Source organism: Pseudomonas sp. KH_027 (genome assembly GCF_057838565.1).
In genome coordinates this window covers 2,081,303-2,099,640 of record NZ_CM174470.1, presented here as the reverse complement: position 1 = coordinate 2,099,640, position 18,338 = coordinate 2,081,303, and the positions used below count along the sequence as shown (strand labels likewise).

16 protein-coding genes, 1 rRNA gene and 4 pseudogenes are annotated in these 18,338 nt (G+C 62.5%); 14 read left to right on the top strand and 7 right to left on the bottom strand.

What is annotated here, in order from left to right; translation table 11 throughout:
* Positions 1-2: 2 nt before the first annotated feature.
* The 6 genes from nuoI (at position 3) to nuoN (ending at position 6,396) form a co-directional block, all read left to right on the top strand.
* Positions 3-551: an NADH-quinone oxidoreductase subunit NuoI gene (gene nuoI, locus AC3IYG_RS09910; protein ID WP_489313585.1), complete on the top strand. Its 549-nt coding sequence runs from the start codon at positions 3-5 to the stop codon at positions 549-551.
* A 106-nt stretch (positions 552-657) separates the two neighbouring features.
* Positions 658-1,161, top strand: coding sequence for an NADH-quinone oxidoreductase subunit J (gene nuoJ, locus AC3IYG_RS09905; RefSeq protein WP_489313584.1), 504 nt, complete (start codon positions 658-660; stop codon positions 1,159-1,161).
* A 14-nt stretch (positions 1,162-1,175) separates the two neighbouring features.
* Positions 1,176-1,484: an NADH-quinone oxidoreductase subunit NuoK gene (gene nuoK / locus AC3IYG_RS09900; protein WP_137819251.1), complete on the top strand. Its 309-nt coding sequence runs from the start codon at positions 1,176-1,178 to the stop codon at positions 1,482-1,484.
* On the top strand, positions 1,481-3,334 hold the full coding sequence (nuoL, locus tag AC3IYG_RS09895; RefSeq protein ID WP_489313583.1) for an NADH-quinone oxidoreductase subunit L: 1,854 nt from the start codon (positions 1,481-1,483) through the stop codon (positions 3,332-3,334). The genes nuoK and nuoL overlap by 4 nt, the downstream gene beginning before the upstream one ends.
* 38 nt (positions 3,335-3,372) lie before the next feature.
* Positions 3,373-4,905 (top strand): NADH-quinone oxidoreductase subunit M, encoded by a 1,533-nt coding sequence (gene nuoM, locus AC3IYG_RS09890; protein ID WP_489313582.1) that lies wholly within the window; start codon positions 3,373-3,375, stop codon positions 4,903-4,905.
* A 21-nt stretch (positions 4,906-4,926) separates the two neighbouring features.
* Positions 4,927-6,396, top strand: coding sequence for an NADH-quinone oxidoreductase subunit NuoN (gene nuoN, locus AC3IYG_RS09885; RefSeq protein ID WP_489313581.1), 1,470 nt, complete (start codon positions 4,927-4,929; stop codon positions 6,394-6,396).
* 191 nt (positions 6,397-6,587) lie between these two features.
* Here the strand turns inward: nuoN and AC3IYG_RS09880 are convergent, their stop codons facing one another.
* Together AC3IYG_RS09880 and AC3IYG_RS09875 are read right to left on the bottom strand one after the other, a co-directional pair.
* Positions 6,588-7,343: a methyl-accepting chemotaxis protein gene (locus AC3IYG_RS09880; protein ID WP_489332205.1), complete on the bottom strand. Its 756-nt coding sequence runs from the start codon at positions 7,341-7,343 to the stop codon at positions 6,588-6,590.
* Positions 7,344-7,445: 102 nt separating this feature from the next.
* Positions 7,446-8,264, bottom strand: a pseudogene (locus AC3IYG_RS09875) (cache domain-containing protein); the annotation flags it as partial.
* A 403-nt stretch (positions 8,265-8,667) separates the two neighbouring features.
* Between AC3IYG_RS09875 and AC3IYG_RS09870 the strand changes: the two are divergent.
* The 3 genes and pseudogenes from AC3IYG_RS09870 to AC3IYG_RS09860 form a co-directional block, all read left to right on the top strand.
* Positions 8,668-9,954 (top strand): annotated as a pseudogene (locus tag AC3IYG_RS09870) (methyl-accepting chemotaxis protein); the annotation flags it as partial.
* 102 nt (positions 9,955-10,056) lie between these two features.
* Positions 10,057-10,812: a methyl-accepting chemotaxis protein gene (locus AC3IYG_RS09865; RefSeq protein WP_489332203.1), complete on the top strand. Its 756-nt coding sequence runs from the start codon at positions 10,057-10,059 to the stop codon at positions 10,810-10,812.
* Between the two features lie 105 nt (positions 10,813-10,917).
* Positions 10,918-11,514 carry an NADPH-dependent FMN reductase gene (locus AC3IYG_RS09860; protein WP_489313578.1) on the top strand — a complete coding sequence of 199 codons (597 nt, stop codon included), beginning with the start codon at positions 10,918-10,920 and terminating at the stop codon, positions 11,512-11,514.
* Positions 11,515-11,620: 106 nt separating this feature from the next.
* Here AC3IYG_RS09860 and AC3IYG_RS09855 read toward each other — a convergent pair whose 3' ends face one another.
* The 4 genes from AC3IYG_RS09855 to AC3IYG_RS09840 are packed head-to-tail and all read right to left on the bottom strand — an operon-like array spanning position 11,621 to position 14,257.
* Positions 11,621-12,964 carry a sensor histidine kinase gene (locus AC3IYG_RS09855; protein WP_489313577.1) on the bottom strand — a complete coding sequence of 448 codons (1,344 nt, stop codon included), beginning with the start codon at positions 12,962-12,964 and terminating at the stop codon, positions 11,621-11,623.
* The gene (locus AC3IYG_RS09850) at positions 12,961-13,629 is read right to left on the bottom strand and encodes a response regulator transcription factor (protein ID WP_489313576.1); all 669 of its coding nucleotides are present in this window, start codon (positions 13,627-13,629) and stop codon (positions 12,961-12,963) included. The genes AC3IYG_RS09855 and AC3IYG_RS09850 overlap by 4 nt, the downstream gene beginning before the upstream one ends.
* Positions 13,629-13,949, bottom strand: a complete 321-nt coding sequence (locus AC3IYG_RS09845) for a PepSY domain-containing protein (RefSeq protein WP_489313575.1) — start codon at positions 13,947-13,949, stop codon at positions 13,629-13,631. Before AC3IYG_RS09845 ends, AC3IYG_RS09850 begins: the two co-directional genes overlap by 1 nt.
* Positions 13,949-14,257 (bottom strand): PepSY domain-containing protein, encoded by a 309-nt coding sequence (locus AC3IYG_RS09840; protein ID WP_489313574.1) that lies wholly within the window; start codon positions 14,255-14,257, stop codon positions 13,949-13,951. Before AC3IYG_RS09840 ends, AC3IYG_RS09845 begins: the two co-directional genes overlap by 1 nt.
* A gap of 194 nt (positions 14,258-14,451) precedes the next feature.
* Here AC3IYG_RS09840 and AC3IYG_RS09835 point away from each other — a divergent pair, with 194 nt between their 5' ends.
* The 5 genes and pseudogenes from AC3IYG_RS09835 to queD all read left to right on the top strand — a co-directional run bounded on the left by AC3IYG_RS09835 (position 14,452) and on the right by queD (position 17,954).
* Positions 14,452-15,531 carry a patatin-like phospholipase family protein gene (locus tag AC3IYG_RS09835; RefSeq protein WP_489313573.1) on the top strand — a complete coding sequence of 360 codons (1,080 nt, stop codon included), beginning with the start codon at positions 14,452-14,454 and terminating at the stop codon, positions 15,529-15,531.
* 78 nt (positions 15,532-15,609) lie between these two features.
* A complete protein-coding gene (locus AC3IYG_RS09830; protein ID WP_489313572.1) occupies positions 15,610-16,437 on the top strand; it encodes a hypothetical protein in 828 nt (275 codons plus the stop codon).
* Positions 16,373-16,558, top strand: a pseudogene (locus AC3IYG_RS09825) (DUF5329 family protein); the annotation flags it as partial. The gene AC3IYG_RS09830 and the pseudogene AC3IYG_RS09825, both read left to right, overlap by 65 nt.
* Positions 16,525-17,448 (top strand): annotated as a pseudogene (locus AC3IYG_RS09820) (sigma 54-interacting transcriptional regulator); the annotation flags it as partial. The pseudogenes AC3IYG_RS09825 and AC3IYG_RS09820, both read left to right, overlap by 34 nt.
* A 149-nt stretch (positions 17,449-17,597) precedes the next feature.
* Positions 17,598-17,954 (top strand): 6-carboxytetrahydropterin synthase QueD, encoded by a 357-nt coding sequence (gene queD / locus AC3IYG_RS09815; RefSeq protein WP_489313570.1) that lies wholly within the window; start codon positions 17,598-17,600, stop codon positions 17,952-17,954.
* A 159-nt stretch (positions 17,955-18,113) separates the two neighbouring features.
* Here queD and rrf read toward each other — a convergent pair.
* Positions 18,114-18,229: ribosomal RNA gene (gene rrf / locus AC3IYG_RS09810) — 5S ribosomal RNA — on the bottom strand.
* Positions 18,230-18,338: the final 109 nt, after the last annotated feature.

The window sequence follows — 18,338 nt, the reverse complement described above, 5'->3', positions numbered from 1 at the left end:
CCATGCTCAAGTATCTGTTCGACATCGTGCATGGCACCTATACCCAGTTGCGCAGCCTGGTGATGGTGTTTTCCCATGCGTTCCGCAAGCGTGACACCCTGCAATACCCGGAAGAGCCGGTGTACCTGCCGCCGCGTTACCGTGGCCGTATCGTCCTGACCCGCGACCCCGACGGCGAAGAGCGCTGCGTGGCCTGCAACCTCTGCGCCGTGGCCTGCCCGGTAGGCTGCATCTCGTTGCAGAAAGCCGAAACCGACGACGGCCGCTGGTATCCGGAGTTTTTCCGCATCAACTTCTCGCGCTGCATTTTCTGCGGTCTGTGCGAGGAGGCCTGCCCGACCACGGCGATCCAGCTCACCCCGGACTTCGAGATGGCTGAGTTCAATCGTCAGGAACTGGTGTACGAGAAGGAAGACCTGCTGATTTCCGGCCCAGGTAAAAACCCGGACTACAACTTCTATCGCGTTGCCGGTTTGGCCATCGCCGGTAAGCCGAAAGGCGCCGCGCAGAACGAAGCCCAGCCGATCAACGTCAAGGGGTTGTTGCCATGATGCTTGGGAGCACGAACTACTTTGCCCTCACCCCGGTTTGCCTTGCCTCAGCAGCCCTCTCCCAAAGGGAGAGGGGGCTGTTTGCGCCAGTCTTGAGATATTGATCATGGAATTCGCTTTCTACTTCGCTTCAGGCGTCGCCGTGGTGTCCACCTTGCGGGTGATCACCAATACCAATCCGGTACACGCCCTGCTCTACCTGATCATCTCGCTGATGGCCGTGTCGATGACCTTCTTCGCCCTCGGCGCGCCGTTCGCCGGTGCGCTGGAGATCATCGTCTACGCTGGCGCGATCATGGTGCTGTTCGTCTTCGTGGTGATGATGCTCAACCTCGGCCCAGCCGCCTCCGAACAGGAACGCGCCTGGCTCAAGCCCGGGATCTGGGGCGGCCCCGCGCTGCTCTCGGTGCTGCTGCTGGCTGAACTGCTGTATGTGCTGTTCGCCAACCCCAGCGCGGGTGCGATCGGCCAGACGACCGTGGACGCCAAAGCGGTGGGTATCAGCCTGTTCGGCCCCTACCTGCTGGTCGTCGAACTCGCCTCCATGCTGCTGCTGGCCGCCGTGGTCGCGGCTTTCCACCTCGGCCGTCACGAGGCGAAGGAACAATAGTGATGAACTCGATGATGAACTCAATTCCCCTGGAGCATGGCCTGGCCGTTGCCGGGGTGCTGTTCTGCCTCGGCCTGGTCGGCCTGATGGTGCGCCGCAACATCCTCTTCGTGCTGATGAGCCTGGAGATCATGATGAACGCCGCCGGTTTGGCCTTTATCGTCGCTGGCAGCCGCTGGGCCCAGCCTGACGGTCAGGTCATGTTCATTCTGGTGCTGAGCTTGGCTGCGGCCGAGGCCAGCATCGGCCTGGCCGTGCTGATGCAGCTGTATCGCCGCTTCCACACCCTCGATATCGACGCTGCCAGCGAGATGCGCGGATGAACCTTCTATTCCTGACGTGCCTATTCCCCCTGATCGGCTTCCTGCTGCTGGCGTTCTCGCGCGGCAGATGGTCGGAAAACTTCTCGGCGCTGATCGGCGTGGGCTCGGTCGGGCTCTCCGCCCTGACCACCGCCTGGATCATCTGGCAGTTCAATGTCGCCCCGCCGCAAGGTGGCGTCTACAGTCAGCTGCTCTGGCAGTGGATGGCAGTGGATGGCTTCGCGCCGAACTTCACCCTGTACCTGGACGGGCTGTCGCTGACCATGCTCGGCGTGGTCACCGGCGTCGGCTTCCTGATCCACCTGTTCGCCTCCTGGTACATGCGCGGCGAAGCCGGCTACTCGCGCTTCTTTGCCTACACCAACCTGTTCATCGCCAGCATGCTGTTCCTGGTGCTGGGCGATAACCTGCTGTTCCTGTACTTCGGCTGGGAAGGCGTGGGCCTGTGCAGCTACCTGCTGATCGGTTTCTACTACAGCAACCGCAACAACGGTAACGCCGCGCTCAAGGCCTTTATCGTCACCCGCGTCGGCGACGTGTTCATGGCCATCGGCCTGTTCATTCTGTTCGTTCAGCTCGGCACCCTGAATATTCAGGAACTGCTGGTCCTGGCCCCGCAGAAGTTCGTGGCCGGCGATACCTGGATGGTGCTGGCGACGCTGATGCTGCTCGGTGGCGCGGTCGGTAAATCCGCCCAACTGCCGCTGCAGACCTGGCTCGCCGATGCGATGGCCGGCCCTACCCCGGTTTCGGCCCTGATCCACGCGGCGACCATGGTCACCGCGGGCGTCTACCTGATCGCCCGCACCCACGGCCTGTTCGCCCTGGCGCCGGACATCCTGCACCTGGTCGGCATCGTCGGTGGCGTGACCCTGGTCCTGGCCGGCTTCGCTGCCCTGGTACAGACCGACATCAAGCGCATCCTCGCCTACTCGACCATGAGCCAGATCGGCTACATGTTCCTGGCCCTGGGCGTCGGCGCCTGGGAAGGCGCGATCTTCCACCTGATGACCCACGCCTTCTTCAAGGCCCTGCTGTTCCTTGCCTCCGGTGCGGTGATCGTCGCCTGCCACCACGAGCAGAACATCTTCAAGATGGGCGGCCTGTGGAAGAAACTGCCACTGGCCTACACCAGCTTCATCGTCGGTGGTGCCGCCCTGGCGGCCCTGCCGCTGCTGACCGCCGGCTTCTACTCCAAGGACGAGATCCTCTGGGAAGCCTTCGCCAGCGGCCACAACGGCCTGCTGTACGCCGGCCTGCTCGGCGCCTTTATGACCTCGCTGTATACCTTCCGCCTGATCTTCATCACCTTCCACGGTGAAGCCAAGACCGAAGCGCACGCAGGCCACGGCATTACCCACTGGCTGCCGCTGGGCGTGCTGATCGTGCTGTCGACCTTCATCGGCGCCTGGATTCATCCACCGCTGGCCGGCGTGTTGCCGCAGAGCGTCGGCCATGCCGGTGGCGAAGCCAAGCACAGCCTGGAAATCGCCTCGGGCGCTATCGCCCTGGCCGGTATCCTGCTCGCCGCGTTGCTGTTCCTCGGCAAGCGGCGCTTCGCCAGCGCCATCGCCAACAGCGCAGCGGGGCGCGTCCTCTCGGCCTGGTGGTTCGCCGCCTGGGGTTTCGATTGGCTGTACGACAAATTGTTCGTCAAACCCTATCTGTTGCTGACCCAGTTACTCGCACAGGACCCCGTCGACCGCAGCATTGGCTTGATTCCGCGCCTGACGCGGGGCGGGCACAAGCTGATGAGTCGCACCGAAACCGGCAACCTGCGCTGGTACGCGGCCTCCATCGCCGGTGGTGCTGTACTGGTGCTGGGCGCCGTACTGCTGGTCACTGTCTGAAATGAATTTGCGCATCTGCGAAAGGAATTGAGCCCGTCATGATTCTGCCTTGGCTAATCCTGATCCCCTTTATCGGCGGCCTGTTGTGCTGGCAAGCGGAGCGCTTCGGCGCCACCGCACCACGCTGGATCGCCATGTTGACCATGCTTGTGCTGATGGGTCTGGGCCTCTGGCTCTGGTTCACCGGCGACTACAGCCTGGCCCCCGCCCCTGGCGCCGACCCGACCTGGACGCTTGAGTTCAAGCACGTCTGGATCGAACGCTTCGGCATCAACCTGCACTTGGCGCTGGACGGCCTGTCGCTGCTGATGATCCTGCTCACCGGCCTGCTCGGTGTGCTCTCGGTGCTCTGCTCCTGGAACGAAATCCAGCAGCACGTCGGTTTCTTCCACCTCAACCTGATGTGGATTCTCGGCGGCGTGGTCGGCGTGTTCCTGGCGCTCGATCTGTTCCTGTTCTTTTTCTTCTGGGAAATGATGCTGGTGCCGATGTACTTCCTCATCGCGCTCTGGGGTCACAGTGCAACGGACGGCAAGAAGTCGCGGATCTACGCGGCGACCAAGTTCTTCATCTACACCCAGGCCAGCGGCCTGATCATGTTGGTGGCGATTCTTGGCCTGGTCTTCGTCAATTACAGCCAGAGCGGCGTAATCACCTTCGATTACACCCTGTTGCTCAAGGCCGAACTGCCGCCGACCACTGAATACATCCTGATGCTCGGCTTCTTCATCGCCTTCGCCGTCAAGCTACCGGTGGTGCCCTTCCACTCTTGGCTGCCGGATGCCCACGCCCAGGCACCGACCGCGGGCTCCGTCGACCTCGCCGGTATCCTGCTGAAAACCGCGGCCTACGGCATGCTGCGTTTCGCCGTACCGTTGTTCCCGAATGCCTCGGCCGAATTCGCGCCGATCGCCATGAGCCTGGGCCTGATCGGGGTTTTCTACGGTGCCATCCTGGCCTTCGCGCAGACCGACATCAAACGCCTGGTGGCCTACTCCAGCGTCTCACACATGGGCTTCGTGCTGATCGGCATCTATTCCGGCACCCAACTGGCGCTGCAAGGCGTGGTGCTGCAGATGCTCGCCCACGGCCTGTCCGCGGCGGCCCTGTTCATCCTCTGCGGCCAGCTCTACGAGCGCATGCACACTCGCGACACCCGTGAGATGGGCGGCCTCTGGTCACGCATCGCCTACCTGCCGGCGATCAGCCTGTTCTTCGCCGCCGCTTCGCTGGGGCTGCCGGGTACCGGTAACTTCGTTGGCGAGTTCCTGATCCTGCTCGGCAGCTTCAAAAACGTACCGTGGGTCACCGTCATCGCCACTTCTGGCCTGGTGCTGGCATCGGTCTACTCGCTGATCATGATTCACCGCGCCTACTTCGGCCCGAGCAAGTCCGAAGCGATCTTGCGTGGCCTGAATGCCCGCGAAATGCTCATGGTGCTCAGCCTGGCCGTGTTGCTGATCCTGCTCGGGGTTTACCCGCAGCCGGTGCTCGATACTTCAGCCGCCACCATGAGTGGTGTTCAGCAGTGGCTCGGCGCCGCTTCCACTCAACTCGCATCGGGCCGGTAGCCTGTAATGGAAAGCCGCGTTATGGAATTTACCACTCAACACCTAATCGCCCTGCTGCCGCTCCTGGTCGTCAGCGCCACCATCATCGTGGTGATGCTGGCGATTGCCTGGCGCCGTGACCATTCGCAGACCTTCGTGCTCTCGGTGGTCGGTCTGAATCTGGGATTGCTGGCGATCATCCCGACCCTCAAGGTCGCTCCCCTGGCCGTCACCGACCTGCTGCTGGTGGACAACTTCGCCTGCTTCTACATCGCGGTGATCCTGGTCGCCACTTTGGCCTGCGTAACCCTGGCCCATGCCTACATGGGCGATGACAAGGTCGGCTACCCGGGCAACCGCGAAGAGCTCTACCTGCTGATTCTGCTGGCGGCTGCGGGCGGCATAGTGCTGGTCTGCGCGCAACACCTGGCGGGCTTGTTCATCGGCCTGGAGCTGCTCTCGGTGCCGGTCTACGGCATGGTGGCCTACGCGTTCTTCAACAAGCGCTCGCTGGAAGCCGGCATCAAGTACATGGTGCTCTCGGCCGCCGGTTCGGCCTTCCTGCTGTTCGGCATGGCGCTGCTGTACGCCGATGCCGGCACCTTGAGCTTCGCCGGGATCGGCGCCAAGTTGGCGACCACCGGCTTGCAGAGCGCCATCGCACAGATCGGCCTGGGCATGATGCTGGTCGGCTTGGCCTTCAAACTCTCGCTGGTGCCTTTCCACCTGTGGACGCCGGACGTCTACGAAGGCGCACCGGCACCGGTCGCAGCCTTCCTCGCCACTGCCAGCAAGGTGGCGGTATTTGCGGTGCTGCTGCGCTTGTTCCAGTTGTCGCCGGCAGCCAACGGCGGCCTGATGAACGATGCGCTGACGGTGATCGCCATCGCCTCGATCCTGATCGGCAACCTGTTGGCCCTGACCCAGAACAACCTCAAGCGACTGCTCGGCTTTTCTTCCATCGCCCACTTCGGTTACCTGCTGATCGCCCTGATCGCCAGCAAGGGACTGGCCGTCGAGGCCATCGGCGTTTATCTGGTGACCTACGTGCTGACCAGCCTCGGCGCCTTCGGCGTGATCACGCTGATGTCCACACCCTACAACGGCCGCGATTGCGATGCCCTGTACGAGTACCGTGGGCTGTTCTGGCGGCGCCCGTACCTGACCGCGGTGCTGACGGTGATGATGCTGTCGCTGGCCGGTATCCCGCTGACCGCCGGCTTTATCGGCAAGTTCTACGTGATCGCCGTCGGCGTGCAATCGCAACAGTGGTGGCTGCTCGGCTCCCTGGTAATCGGCAGTGCCATCGGCGTGTTCTACTACCTGCGGGTGATGGTCACGCTGTTCCTGATCGAGCCGAACCTGCACCGCCACGATGCGCCCTTCAACTGGGGCCAGCGTACCGGCGGCATCATGCTCCTGGCTATCGCGCTGCTGGCGTTCGTCCTCGGCGTCTACCCGCAGCCGCTGCTGGACCTGATGCAGCACACTGGCCTGGCGCTGACGCAGTGAGCTAGACCCAGAACCGAAAAACCCGGCCAATGCCGGGTTTTTTATGTCAGCTGTTTAGCCTCGGCTATTGCAGGAACGATCAGCGGGCTGGATTTAAACGCGCTGATAGCGCTGCCGTGCGCAACACAAGGTCGTGGACAGCGCCATGAAGACCGCGGCGAGGCGCTTGGTTGCGCCTCGCAGGACTGGGGTCAGATGCGAAACTGCCGCACCAGCGCACCCAGGCCCTTGCCCAGGTCTGCCAGACTGCGGGCAGTCTGGGCGCTCTGCTGGGCCTCGTCGGCAACGCTGTCCACCGCACCGGCGATCTGATGCACGCTGCGGTTGATCTCCTCGGCAACCGCGGTTTGCTCTTCCGCAGCGCTGGCGATCTGCGCGTTCATCGCGTTGATGGTGGCGATCAGCTCGGCAATGGCATCCAGCGAAGAGCCGGCCTGGTTGGCCTGTTCGCTGGTGACATCGCCGGCCTCGCTGGAACGGCGCATCGAGGTCACCGCGTCCTGGGTACCCTTTTGCAGACGGTCGATCATGCCCTGGATTTCCTGGGTGCTCTGCTGGGTACGGCTGGCCAGCGCACGCACCTCGTCGGCCACCACGGCAAAGCCACGACCGGCTTCCCCGGCACGTGCCGCCTCGATGGCCGCGTTCAGCGCCAGCAGGTTGGTCTGCTCGGCGATCGAGCGGATCACGCCCAGCACACTGACGATGGATTGCACGTCCTGCTGCAGGCTGTCGAGGGACAGGCCGCTGCTGCGGATATCCTCGACCAGCGCATGGATACGGGTGATGCTGCCGTCCACGACCTTCTTCGCGGCCTGGCCTTCATGGTCGGTCTGCTGGGCCGCTTCGGCAGCGCCCTGGGCACTCTTCGCGACCTGGTGAGCGGCTGCGGACATCTCGTTGATCGCCGTCGCCACCTGGTCAGTTTCATGCCGTTGGCGTTCCATGGCCTGTTCGGAGCGCTGGGTTTGCGAAGACACCTCGTTTACCAGAGTGGTCAGTTGGCCGGTCATATCGACAATCTGCCGCACCAGACCGTGGATCTTCTCGACGAAACGGTTGAAGGAGCCAGCCAGCTCGCCCAGTTCGTCATGGCTGTCTACCGGCAGGCGGCGGGTCAGGTCACCCTCACCGGCGGCGATGTCGTCGAGGTTGGCCTTGATCTGTTGCAGCGGCCGCAGGAAGGCGTTGCTCAGGGCCAGACCGGCGATACCGAACACCACCAGCAACACCACGGCGATGATCAGGATGCTGGTCAATAGGGTGCTGATGCGCGCATCGATGGCCTGCTGCACCTCGGCGACTTGCGCCTCGACACCATCCAGATTGACCGCCGTGCCCAACGCCATGTCCCATTTCGGCAGGTAGTAGCTGTAGGCGAGCTTGGGAACTATCACACTCTCGTTGCCCGGCAGCGGCGAACTGTACTGAACATAGTTGCTGCCATTCTTGGCCACGTTGACCAATTCGCGATTGACGTAGACGCCTTTGGGGTCCTTGCGGTCGGTGAGGCTCTTGCCGACATCCACCGGGCTGTCGCCCCGGAACAGACGCACCACATTGGAGTCATGGCCGAAGAAGTAGCCGTCCTTGCTGTACTTGATCTTCGACAGAATCGCGATCGCCTGGGTACGGCTGGCCTCATCGCCGGGCGCGGCCGCGTCATACAGGCTTTGCACCGAACCAAGGGCGATCTGCATATAGTTCTGCAGTTCCAGGCGGCTTTCCTGAATCAGCCGCGCACGAGTTTCATTGACCTCCTCTTCGGCGAGGTTGAGCAGGACCTTGGCCGCAGCACCGCTCAATACCACGGCAAACAGCAGCACTGGCACCAGTGCCAGCAGCAGTACTTTCGACTTCAGACGCATCATCCTTACCTCGTGTGACGGTCAATAAAAACAGGGGGTGCCCTAGTATCGGCAACCCCAGAGTTAGCTTAAGGAGCCTGTGACGCACCTGGCCGACCCCAGGTAACGAAAATCACAGAACGGCGCAACGCAGCGCGAAGCATCGACACGCGCCACTGAACCGCTGTTAGCACAGCGGCCCGGGCTTGGCTGCCCTGTAGATAAATGGCCGGCCCTCGGCATTCAGAGCCGGAGAAAAATACTCCGTGCGAAATTTCGAGCAGACTGTGCATAATTCTTGCCTGCAAACCTGTTGCGCCACTAGAACCCAGGTAGCGCCCTGTCTTTGCGCCAGTTCGAGTCAAGAAAAACTCGACTGCGCCGATATGGGCCCTGCAGTCCGACGAACAACAAGGAACGCCGCATGTTTCTCAACCGCCTCTCCATCCAATGGAAAATCACCTTGCTCGCTGGCCTGTGTTTACTCGCCATCGTGACCTTGCTGGTGGGCGCGTCGCTCTACCAATCCAAACGCAGTGCCGAATTGGTCAAGGTGTCCAGCTCGCGCATGCTCGAAGAGTCGGCGCAGCTGCGCATGGCCGCTCGCGGCGAGTCCCAGGCCTTGCGCATCCAGCGCTACTTCATGGACTCCTACCAGTACGGCAAGGGGTTTTCCCGCCAGGTGCTGTTCCTCAAGGATCAGGCCGAGAAACGCTTCCTGGATGCCTTCGACATGCGCGAAGACATGACCCGGCAAGTTCGCAGCGCACTGGAGGCCAACCCCGACTTGCTCGGCCTCTATGTGGTGTTCGAAACCAATGCCCTGGACGGCAAGGACGAACTGTTCGCCAATCAGGCCGAGCTGGGCAGCAACGATAAAGGCCGCTTCTCGCTGTACTGGTCGCAGAGCACGCCCGGCAAGCTGGAATCCGAATCGATGGATGAGCAGCAACTCAACGACACCACGCCAGGTCCCAGCGGTAGCCCCTATAACGCCTGGTACACCTGCCCGCGCGATACGCAGCGGGCTTGCGTGCTCGACCCCTACATGGATGACGTCAACGGCCAGCAGATCCTGATGACCAGCATCGCCTTTCCGCTGGAAATGAATGGCAAGGTGATCGGCGTTCTGGGCGTCGACATCAGCCTGGCGAGCCTGCAGCAGATCAGCAGCAAGGCCAATCAAGAACTCTTCGACGGCCAGGGGCATGTCAGCATCATCAGCCCGGCCGGGCTGCTCGCCGGCCATAGCCGCGATAGCGCCCTGCTCGGTCAACCGCTGACGGCCGGTTACCCGGAGCAAGGTGCAGAACTCACCCGCCTGATCGGCACCGGCCAGGCCCAGGTGCTGCACCAGAGCGACATGTTGCGGGTGTTGCAACCCCTGCTACCGATTCCCGAATCCAAACCCTGGGGCGTTCTGCTCGAAGTGCCACAAGACGTCTTGGTCGGCCCGGCGCGGCAACTGGAGGCTGAACTCGATAGCCGTCGCACCGCGGACAGCTCCGTCGCCCTGGCCATCGGCCTGCTGGCGGTGATCGCCGGCCTGTTGCTGATGGGTTTGACCGCCCGTGGCGTGACCCGACCGATTCTCGGGGTGGCCGCCATGCTGAAAGGTATCGCCACCGGCGAAGGCGACCTAACCCGGCGCCTGGAATACGCCAAGCAGGATGAACTGGGTGAGCTGGCGGGCTGGTTCAACCGCTTCCTGGACAAGCTGCAACCGATCATTGCCGACGTCAAACGCTCGGTTCAAGACGCCCGCGACACCGCCGACCAGTCCGCCGCGATAGCCAGCCAGACCAGCGCCGGCATGCAGCAGCAGTACCGCGAAGTCGACCAGGTGGCCACGGCGTTCCAGGAAATGAGCGCCACCGCGCAGGACGTCGCGCACAATGCCGCCCAAGCCGCCGGGGCCGCCCGCAGCGCCGACGAGGCCAGCCGCGAAGGCCTGGGCGTGATCGACAAGACCACCGCGGCCATCGAACTGCTGGCCAGCGAAATGAGCGTGGCCATGCAGGAGGTCGAAGGCCTGTCCAGCAGCAGCCAGCAGATCGGTTCGGTGCTCGAAGTGATTCGCTCGATCGCCGAGCAAACCAACCTGCTGGCCCTCAACGCCGCTATCGAAGCCGCTCGTGCCGGCGAAGCCGGGCGTGGTTTTGCCGTGGTGGCCGATGAAGTGCGCAACCTGGCCAAGCGTACCCAGGATTCGGTCGAGGAAATTCGCCAGGTCATCGAAGGCCTGCAAAGTGGCACGCGCGAAGTGGTCAGCACCATGGGCAGCAGCCACCGCCAGGCGCAAAGCAGCGTGGCCCAGGTCGAGCTGGCCGTTACCGCGTTGCGACGGATCAGCGATGCCGTCGGCGTGATCACCGACATGAACCTGCAAATCGCCAGTGCTGCCGAAGAGCAGAGTTCGGTCGCCGAGGAGATCAACCGTAACGTGGCTTCGATCCGCGACGTGACCGAATCGATTGCCGTGCAGGCCGATGAGTCGGCGCAGGTCAGCCAGTCGCTGAATCGCCTGGCCAACCATCAGCAGAGTTTGATGGATCAGTTTCGCGTCTGATCTGGCGCCATCCGAGCGCCGGACTGGCGCCTCTCCCCTTGCCGCGCAGGCTGACCATCGTTAGCCTGCGCGCACCTGTCTTTTGACCTCGACGCGGAACCTCCAATGCTCAACTTCGCCATAGTCGCCGGCTCCAGCCGTAACAACAGCCAGTCCGGCAAGGTCGCACGCTTCCTCCAGCAGCGCCTGATTCAACTGGAACAGACCACGCCTGACAGCAGCAGCGTGATCGACCTCGGTCAGGCCCCCTTGCCGCTGTGGCCCAGTGACGACAGCGGTCCCTGGAGCCAGTACGCACAACAACTGAAAGCCGCCGACGCGGTGATCATCATCGCCCCCGAGTGGAACGGCATGGCCTGCCCGGCGATCAAGAACTTCTTCATCTACGCCAGCAAAGCCGAACTGGCACACAAACCGGGTCTGCTGGTCGGGGTTTCCGCTGCCGTCGGCGGGGCTTACCCGATCAGCGAGCTGCGCGCCTCCAGCTATAAGAATTGCCGCCTCTGCTACATCCCCGAACACCTGATCGTGCGGCATGTCGAGCAGGTCCTGAACGACGCGCAAGCCACCAGCCCAGACGAACAGCGCCTGCGTGCGCGGATCGATTACGAATTGGACATTCTGGTGAAGTACGGCGTGGCGCTGAAACCCGTGCGTGAAACCATCGACATGGCCAACCCGGCATTCGCCAACGGCATGTAAGCGCTGCAGACGTAGATTGGCGCTGCGCTTGCCAGGCCAAACAATGACTCGCCTCGCGCCCGGCCTTGCAAGCCGATTGTTGGGCTTCACTGCGTTCAGCGCCAAGCTACTCCGAGACGCTTTCCTGGCTGCGAGTCAGCCGGGACGGTAGTTCGATACTGACGCGCAAACCACCCAATGGGCTGTCCAGCAGTTGCAGGCACCCGCTCCAGGCCTCAACGATGTCGCGCACGATGCCCAGGCCCAAGCCATGCCCGGCGACCTGCTCATCCAGGCGCGCACCACGGCCCAATACCCCGTCTCGCTTGTCCGTATCGATACCGGGGCCATCGTCATCGATCAAAAGGCGAAAGCCTGAGGGTTCGGCCGTGATATTCAGGCTCACCTCGGAGTCGGCCCACTTGCAGGCGTTGTCCAGCAGGTTACCGAGCAACTCCAGCAGATCCTCGCGATCCCAGGGCAGCCGCAGGCCGGGGGCCGCCTTCCAACCCAGCTCGAGGCCGCGGTCATGAATCATCGCCAGCGTGGCGAACAGCCCCGGCAGCTCTTTGGCGCAATCGAACTGCGCACCCGGCAGGGCTTCGCCCGCCAGCCGCGCGCGACTCAACTCGCGGCCCAGGCGTTGCTCGATCTGCGCCAACTGCTCGCGTAAGGTCGCCTGCAATTCGGGGCAGGCATTCAACTCCACACGGGAAGCCAAGCTGCGCATGACCGCCAGCGGAGTCTTCAATGCGTGGCCAAGGTTACCGAGGGCATTGCGCGAGCGCGTCAGGGTGTCCTCGGTATGCGCCAGCAGGTGGTTGATCTGCGCCACCAGCGGTTCAAGTTCCTGCGGCACCTGGCTGTCCAATTGACCACGCTGCCCGCGTTGCAGCTGGGCGATCTGCTGGCGCGCCTGTTCCAGCGGGCGCAAGGCGTTGCGTACGGTCAGCCGTTGCAACAGCAGGATCAGCAGCAAGGCGCCCAGGCCCAAGGCCAGGCCGAGGTATTGCACGCGACGAAAGCTCGCCAGCACCGGGCTGTAATCCTCGGCCACGCTGATCGACAGCTGCTGACCGAGGCGGCGGTAATCCGCGCGGTACACCAGCAACAACTGGCCACGTGGGCCAGCGTCAAGATCAGCCTGCAAGCCGGGCGCGGCCGCACGGGTCAGTTCCTGATCCCACAACGAACGGGAGCGCCATGTTTCATTGGCAAAATCGATGCGGAAATAGCGCCCGGAAAACGGTCGTTGATAGCTCGGCGCCAAACGTTGCTCATCCAACTGGACACCTTGCGGACCACGCACCAGGGCGATCAGCAGGCTCTCGGCCTCGCTCCGCAAGCCCGCCTCGAGGTAGCGCCGTAGGCCCAGATCGAACAACCACAAGCTGGTTTGCGCCAACACCAAGCCAACCACCAGCAAGACGCTGATCAAGCCCAAGCTCAAGCGCCGCTGGATCGACCTCATCTGGCTTGCCCGGTGAAGCGGTAACCCTGGCCGCGACGCGTCTCGATCACCTCGCGGCCGAGCTTGCGCCGCAGATGATTGACATGCACCTCCAGCACATTGGAGTCACGCTCGGTTTCACCGTCATAAAGGTGCTCGGCCAAGTGGCTCTTGGACAGGATCTGCTGCGGATGCAGCATGAAATAACGCAGTAGCCGGAACTCCGCGGCGGTCAGCTCAATCTGTGCGCCATCGCGGCTGACACACTGGCGTCCCTCGTCCAGTTGCAAGCCGGCGGCTTCCAGATGCTGCTGATTGGCCAAGCCGTGGGACCGGCGCAGCAGCGCCTGAATGCGCAGCTGCAGCTCCTCGGGATGGAACGGCTTGGTCAGGTAATCGTCGGCGCCGGCCTTGAGCCCCTCGATGCGCTCGGCCCAGGAGCCACGCGCGGTAAGAATCAGCACCGGCGTGGCCAAGCCGGCGGCGCGCCACTCGTGCAGTACATCCAAACCAGGCTTGCCGGGCAGCCCGAGGTCGAGAATGATCAGGTCATAGGGTTCGCTGCTACCCTGATAGACCGCGTCGCGACCATCCGCCAGCCAATCCACGGCGTAGCCCTGACGACCGAGGCCGGCGAGCAACTCGTCGGCCAGCGGCACATGGTCTTCCACTAACAACAGGCGCATCAGTCGTCTTCCTCGTCCTTCAGGACTCGCCCATCGCGGGCATCCAACTCCAACTCGCGAACCACACCATCGGCTGTCAGCAGCTCGACTTCATAGACGAACACGTCATCTTCCTCTTCCAGCTCCGCCTCCAACAACGTCGCCCCGGGGTAACGCCCCAGGGCTGGCCGCATCAACTGTTCGAGCGGCTGGATCACGCCCTCCTGGCGCAAGCGCAGGGCCTCGTCCTGGTCCAGATCCCGGGCTTGAGCCTTGAAGCTCAGGGCCAGGACAGCCAGGATCAGGACGATGATGCCGCTATAACGAGCGATCCACTTCATTATTTATCTTGATGATCTTTGAGGACCTGGCCGTTGGTTGCATCCAGTTCGATATCCCACTGCACACCTTGGGCGTCGCGCAACTCCACTTGGTACACGTAGCGGCCGTACTCCTGTTCCAGCTCGGTTTCTTCGACCGTGGAACCCGGGTGCTTGGCGATCGCTGTCGCATTGAGCTTTTCAAAGGACTGGATAGTGCCGGCATCACGCAGCTTCAACGCCTCGTCCGGGCCCAGGTCGCGGGCTTGGGCGATCCCGGCAACAGTGGCCAGAGCGGCAATAGCGAACAGCGCGGTGAATTTTTTCATGCTGATTTTCCTTGAGAAGTTGTTTGCTTTCGACAGGGCCCAAGATACCTGGCCCGGCTTAACTCAAGCTGAATTCACCTGAAGCCTGGTCCGCGCGGGCAGCCACCACGCAGGGCGCATCATTCATAGTGTGAAGTCGCTTGGCCTGGTCGCGCGGGCCTCTATAATCGCTGCCTTGCGTGATGGAGGCCAGCATGAGCGCTATTCAAATCAAGTTTCCCGCCCTGACCCTGAAAGCCGGCCCGCTGGCCTTGGCGCGTATTCGCGACAGTGGTTTGCACCCGGCTGACGTGGGTATTGTGCCGGGTGCGGCCGGCGGCCCGAAAGCGCTGGGCATTCAGGGCCTGGACCTGGCGCTGTTCGGCGACTGGTTGCCACGGGCAGCGCGCGAGCGCGCCCTGATCGGCGCCTCGATCGGTTCCTGGCGCTTCGCCAGCGCCTGCCTGCCGAACGCCGCGCAGGGCATCCGCCGCCTCGGCGAGTTGTACACCGCCCAGCGCTTCGCCAAGGGCGTGAGCATGGCCGAGGTATCGATCAGTTGCAGCCGCATGCTCGCCGAACTGCTCGACGGCCAGGACGCGCATATCCTCAGCAACCCGCACTACCGCCTGAATGTGATGGTGGTAAAAAGCCTCGGCCTGCTCGCCCATGACCGCCGCAGCACGCTCGGATTGGGGCTGTCCTCGGTGATCGGCAACAATCTGCTGGGCCGCCCGCGCCTGAGCAAGCACTTCGAACGGGTGATTCTGCACGATGCGCGGCTGGCTCCACCGCTGAGCGCCCTCAACGACTTTCCCTCGCGCTACCTGCACCTGAACATCAGTAACCTGCGCCACGCCTTGCTGGCTTCCGGCTCGATCCCGATGGTGATGGAAGGCGTGCGCGATATCCCCGGCGCGGGCAGCGGCACTTATCGCGACGGCGGCCTGCTCGACTATCACCTCGACCTGCCCTACAGCGGCAATGACGTGGTGCTCTATCCGCACTTCACCGACAAGGTCATCCCCGGCTGGTTCGACAAGGGCCTGCCCTGGCGCCGCGCCGATACCACGCGCCTGCAGAACGTGCTGCTACTGGCCCCCTCCCGTGAATACCTGGCTCGTCTGCCCCACGGCAAATTGCCCGACCGTAAGGACTTCAGCCGCTACCTGGGCGACGATAGCGGCCGTGAACGCTACTGGCGCACGGCCATGGATGAAAGCCGTCGGCTTGGCGATGAATTCCTCGAACTGGTGGATAACGGTCGCCTCGGCGCGCAGCTGCAAGCACTTTGATCGACGCGTTGCCTCCAGCCGATTGAAGCGCCGCCCCATGCGCGTTAGGCTGCCGCCTGCGCAACCAGGGAAAGGTTCATGAAGCTTGCAGTAGCGGTTATCCACGGCATCGGCACACAGGCCGATTTGCGCGATGCGCAAGGCCAGCACGCCTTCGCCCAGCAGCTGATCGGCAGCCTGCGCCGGCAACTCGGCGCCGAGGCGGAGCAGGTCGCGTTCCAAAGCCTGTACTGGGCCAGCGTGCTGGATAAGCGCGAACGGGCCTACCTCGACAAGCTCCGCAGCGAGCCGGTCACCTGGCGCTGGCTACGACAGGCCGTCACCCTGTTCCTCGGCGATGCCAGCGGTTACCGCAAGGTCAACCAGGCGTATGACACCACCTATGAGGAAGTGCATCAGTGCCTGCGCCATGGCTTGAACACCCTGCGGGCCAAGGTGGGCCCGAGCACGCCATTGGTGGTCCTCGCCCACTCCCTGGGCGGGCATATATTCTCCAACTTCGTCTGGGATCAGCAACAGATCAACGCCACGCCAAGCTGCCCGCGTGACCCATTCATGGCGCTGGAGACCCTCGCTGGCCTGATCACTTTCGGCTGCAACATTCCGCTATTCACCTTTGCCTACGACCCGGTCATGCCGATCCGTTTTCCCGGTCATTGCCTGACCGAATCGGTGCGCGAACAGGCGCGCTGGCTGAACCTCTATGCCCCGGCCGACCCGCTCGGCTATCCGCTGCGGCCGCTGCCGAGCTATGCCGCCGTGGTGGCAGAAGACCGCGCCATGCCGGTCGGTCCCTGGTACAAACGACACACACCCTTGAGCCATCTGGAGTATTGGGACGATGCCCGGTTTCACACCTATGTGGCGACTTATCTGCGTCAGTTGCTGCCTGCTTGCGTTGAGTGAAAGCAGCTACGCCGCCTTGAATGCACAGGCACAACAGGAGGTGACTGGCCTGCTTGCCTTTGTCGAACAGAGCGGCTGCAGTTTTATTCACAACGGCAGCGAATACACCTCGCAAGAGGCACGCGCCCATTTGCAGCAGACACTGGAGTATCTGGAAAACAAAGGCCTGGTCGATTCCGCGTGCATGACTGCCTCGGCTGCCCACTCTATCTCGACGAACGCCCCTGGGGCGTATTGACCCTCGATGCGCTCGACCCCGAACGCTTCGGCCCTGCCGACCTGGACACCCTCGAGGCCTTCGCCAGCCTCGCCGCCGCCACCGTCAAGGCAAGCGAACGCATACACAGCCTGACCCACCGCGCCGAAGACCAGCACCAGTTGGCCGAAGTCTATAAACAGGCTGCCGGGCAGGCGGGGGGGTTCTGATCGAGAGCATCAAGTCAATGTCCGGGTGCTCGCCGCTACCAACCGTGACCTCGCGGAGGAAGTTCGGGCGGGGCGCTTTCGCGCTGATCTTTATCACCGCCTCAGCGCTTATCCGCTTCGCGTCCCGCCGCTGCACGAACGTGGGCGCGACGTGACGGCTATTTCCTCGAAGAGAACCGCCCACGGCTGGGGCTACACAGCCTGCGCCTGACGCCAGATGCCCAGGCCGCACTCGTCGGCTATCAATGGTCAGGGAATGTACGCGAGCTGGAGCACTTGATCGGCTGCGCCTCCCTCAAGGCTTTGGCCGCGTGCCGCGAACGTCCGCGCATCCTCAGCCTTCATGCCATCGACCTGGAGCTGCCACAGGACCATCCAGCCAACGCTGCAGTCATGTGCGAACAGCAACAGAAGCCACTTCAACTCGAAGCTGGCGACCTGCGCCAGGCGCTGGATAATTTTCAGCGCCTATTGATCAGCGATTGCCGATCCCGCCACCAAGGCAGTTGGGCCGCCGCAGCCCGCGAACTGGGGCTCGATCGAGCGAATCTGAACCGGCTCGCCAGGCGTTTGGCGCTCAAGTAACGCACAAGGCAGAGCCAACCAACACATACCGCAAACTTGATTACTGACCCCAAGGGCAGCTTTGCAGCAGGTAAAGCCCTGGTAGAACTGTTAAACTGGCAACCTATTTTGATCGCATCCGCGGTCGTATCTTTTCAGAGCGCAACACCGTGGAACTGTTTAAAGAATTCATATTTGAAGCGGCTCATCGCCTCCCCCATGTGCCGGAAGGCCATAAATGTGGCCGCCTTCACGGCCATTCGTTTCGTGTAGCCATCTACATCGAAGGTGAAGTCGATCCCTATACCGGCTGGATTCGCGACTTCTCCGAAATCAAAGCCATCTTCAAGCCGCTCTACGAGCAACTTGACCATAACTACCTGAACGAGATCCCCGGCCTGGAAAACCCCACCAGCGAAGTGCTCTCCAAGTGGATCTGGCAACAGCTCAAACCCCTGCTGCCAGAACTCTCACGCGTGCGCATCCACGAGACCTGTACCAGCGGCTGCGAATACCGCGGCGACTGATCTACCATTGAGACGCAAAAGCCACCGAACGGTGGCTTTTTATTGCCTGCTATTTGGGGCGGACTTGCGACTTAAACACCGCCCTTCCGTACACGACTTTTTTCCGGCGCAAAGACAAACCCCCCACCCGCTTGCGCGGATGGGGGGTTTGGAATTTAAGCTTGACGATGACCTACTCTCACATGGGGAGACCCCACACTACCATCGGCGATGCGTCGTTTCACTACTGAGTTCGGGATGGGATCAGGTGGTTCCAACGCTCTATGGTCGTCAAGCAATTCGGGTGGAGTGTCGCTTTCGCGCTACTCCAAATTGGGTCTGTGATAGATCGTATTTCGCGAGTTCGACGAACTTTCGGTATCGTCTTCACACTCATCAATTTGC

Coding starts and splice junctions, on each gene's coding strand:
- nuoK (WP_137819251.1), top strand. CDS start 1,176: ATGAACTCAATTCCCCTGGAGCATGGCCTGGCCGTTGCCGGGGTGCTG.
- AC3IYG_RS09850 (WP_489313576.1), bottom strand. CDS start 13,629: ATGCGCCTGTTGTTAGTGGAAGACCATGTGCCGCTGGCCGACGAGTTG.
- nuoL (WP_489313583.1), top strand. CDS start 1,481: ATGAACCTTCTATTCCTGACGTGCCTATTCCCCCTGATCGGCTTCCTG.
- AC3IYG_RS09840 (WP_489313574.1), bottom strand. CDS start 14,257: ATGAAAAAATTCACCGCGCTGTTCGCTATTGCCGCTCTGGCCACTGTT.
- nuoI (WP_489313585.1), top strand. CDS start 3: ATGCTCAAGTATCTGTTCGACATCGTGCATGGCACCTATACCCAGTTG.
- nuoN (WP_489313581.1), top strand. CDS start 4,927: ATGGAATTTACCACTCAACACCTAATCGCCCTGCTGCCGCTCCTGGTC.
- AC3IYG_RS09830 (WP_489313572.1), top strand. CDS start 15,610: ATGAAGCTTGCAGTAGCGGTTATCCACGGCATCGGCACACAGGCCGAT.
- nuoJ (WP_489313584.1), top strand. CDS start 658: ATGGAATTCGCTTTCTACTTCGCTTCAGGCGTCGCCGTGGTGTCCACC.
- nuoM (WP_489313582.1), top strand. CDS start 3,373: ATGATTCTGCCTTGGCTAATCCTGATCCCCTTTATCGGCGGCCTGTTG.
- AC3IYG_RS09865 (WP_489332203.1), top strand. CDS start 10,057: ATGCAGCAGCAGTACCGCGAAGTCGACCAGGTGGCCACGGCGTTCCAG.
- AC3IYG_RS09855 (WP_489313577.1), bottom strand. CDS start 12,964: ATGAGGTCGATCCAGCGGCGCTTGAGCTTGGGCTTGATCAGCGTCTTG.
- AC3IYG_RS09880 (WP_489332205.1), bottom strand. CDS start 7,343: ATGGAACGCCAACGGCATGAAACTGACCAGGTGGCGACGGCGATCAAC.
- AC3IYG_RS09845 (WP_489313575.1), bottom strand. CDS start 13,949: ATGAAGTGGATCGCTCGTTATAGCGGCATCATCGTCCTGATCCTGGCT.
- AC3IYG_RS09860 (WP_489313578.1), top strand. CDS start 10,918: ATGCTCAACTTCGCCATAGTCGCCGGCTCCAGCCGTAACAACAGCCAG.
- AC3IYG_RS09835 (WP_489313573.1), top strand. CDS start 14,452: ATGAGCGCTATTCAAATCAAGTTTCCCGCCCTGACCCTGAAAGCCGGC.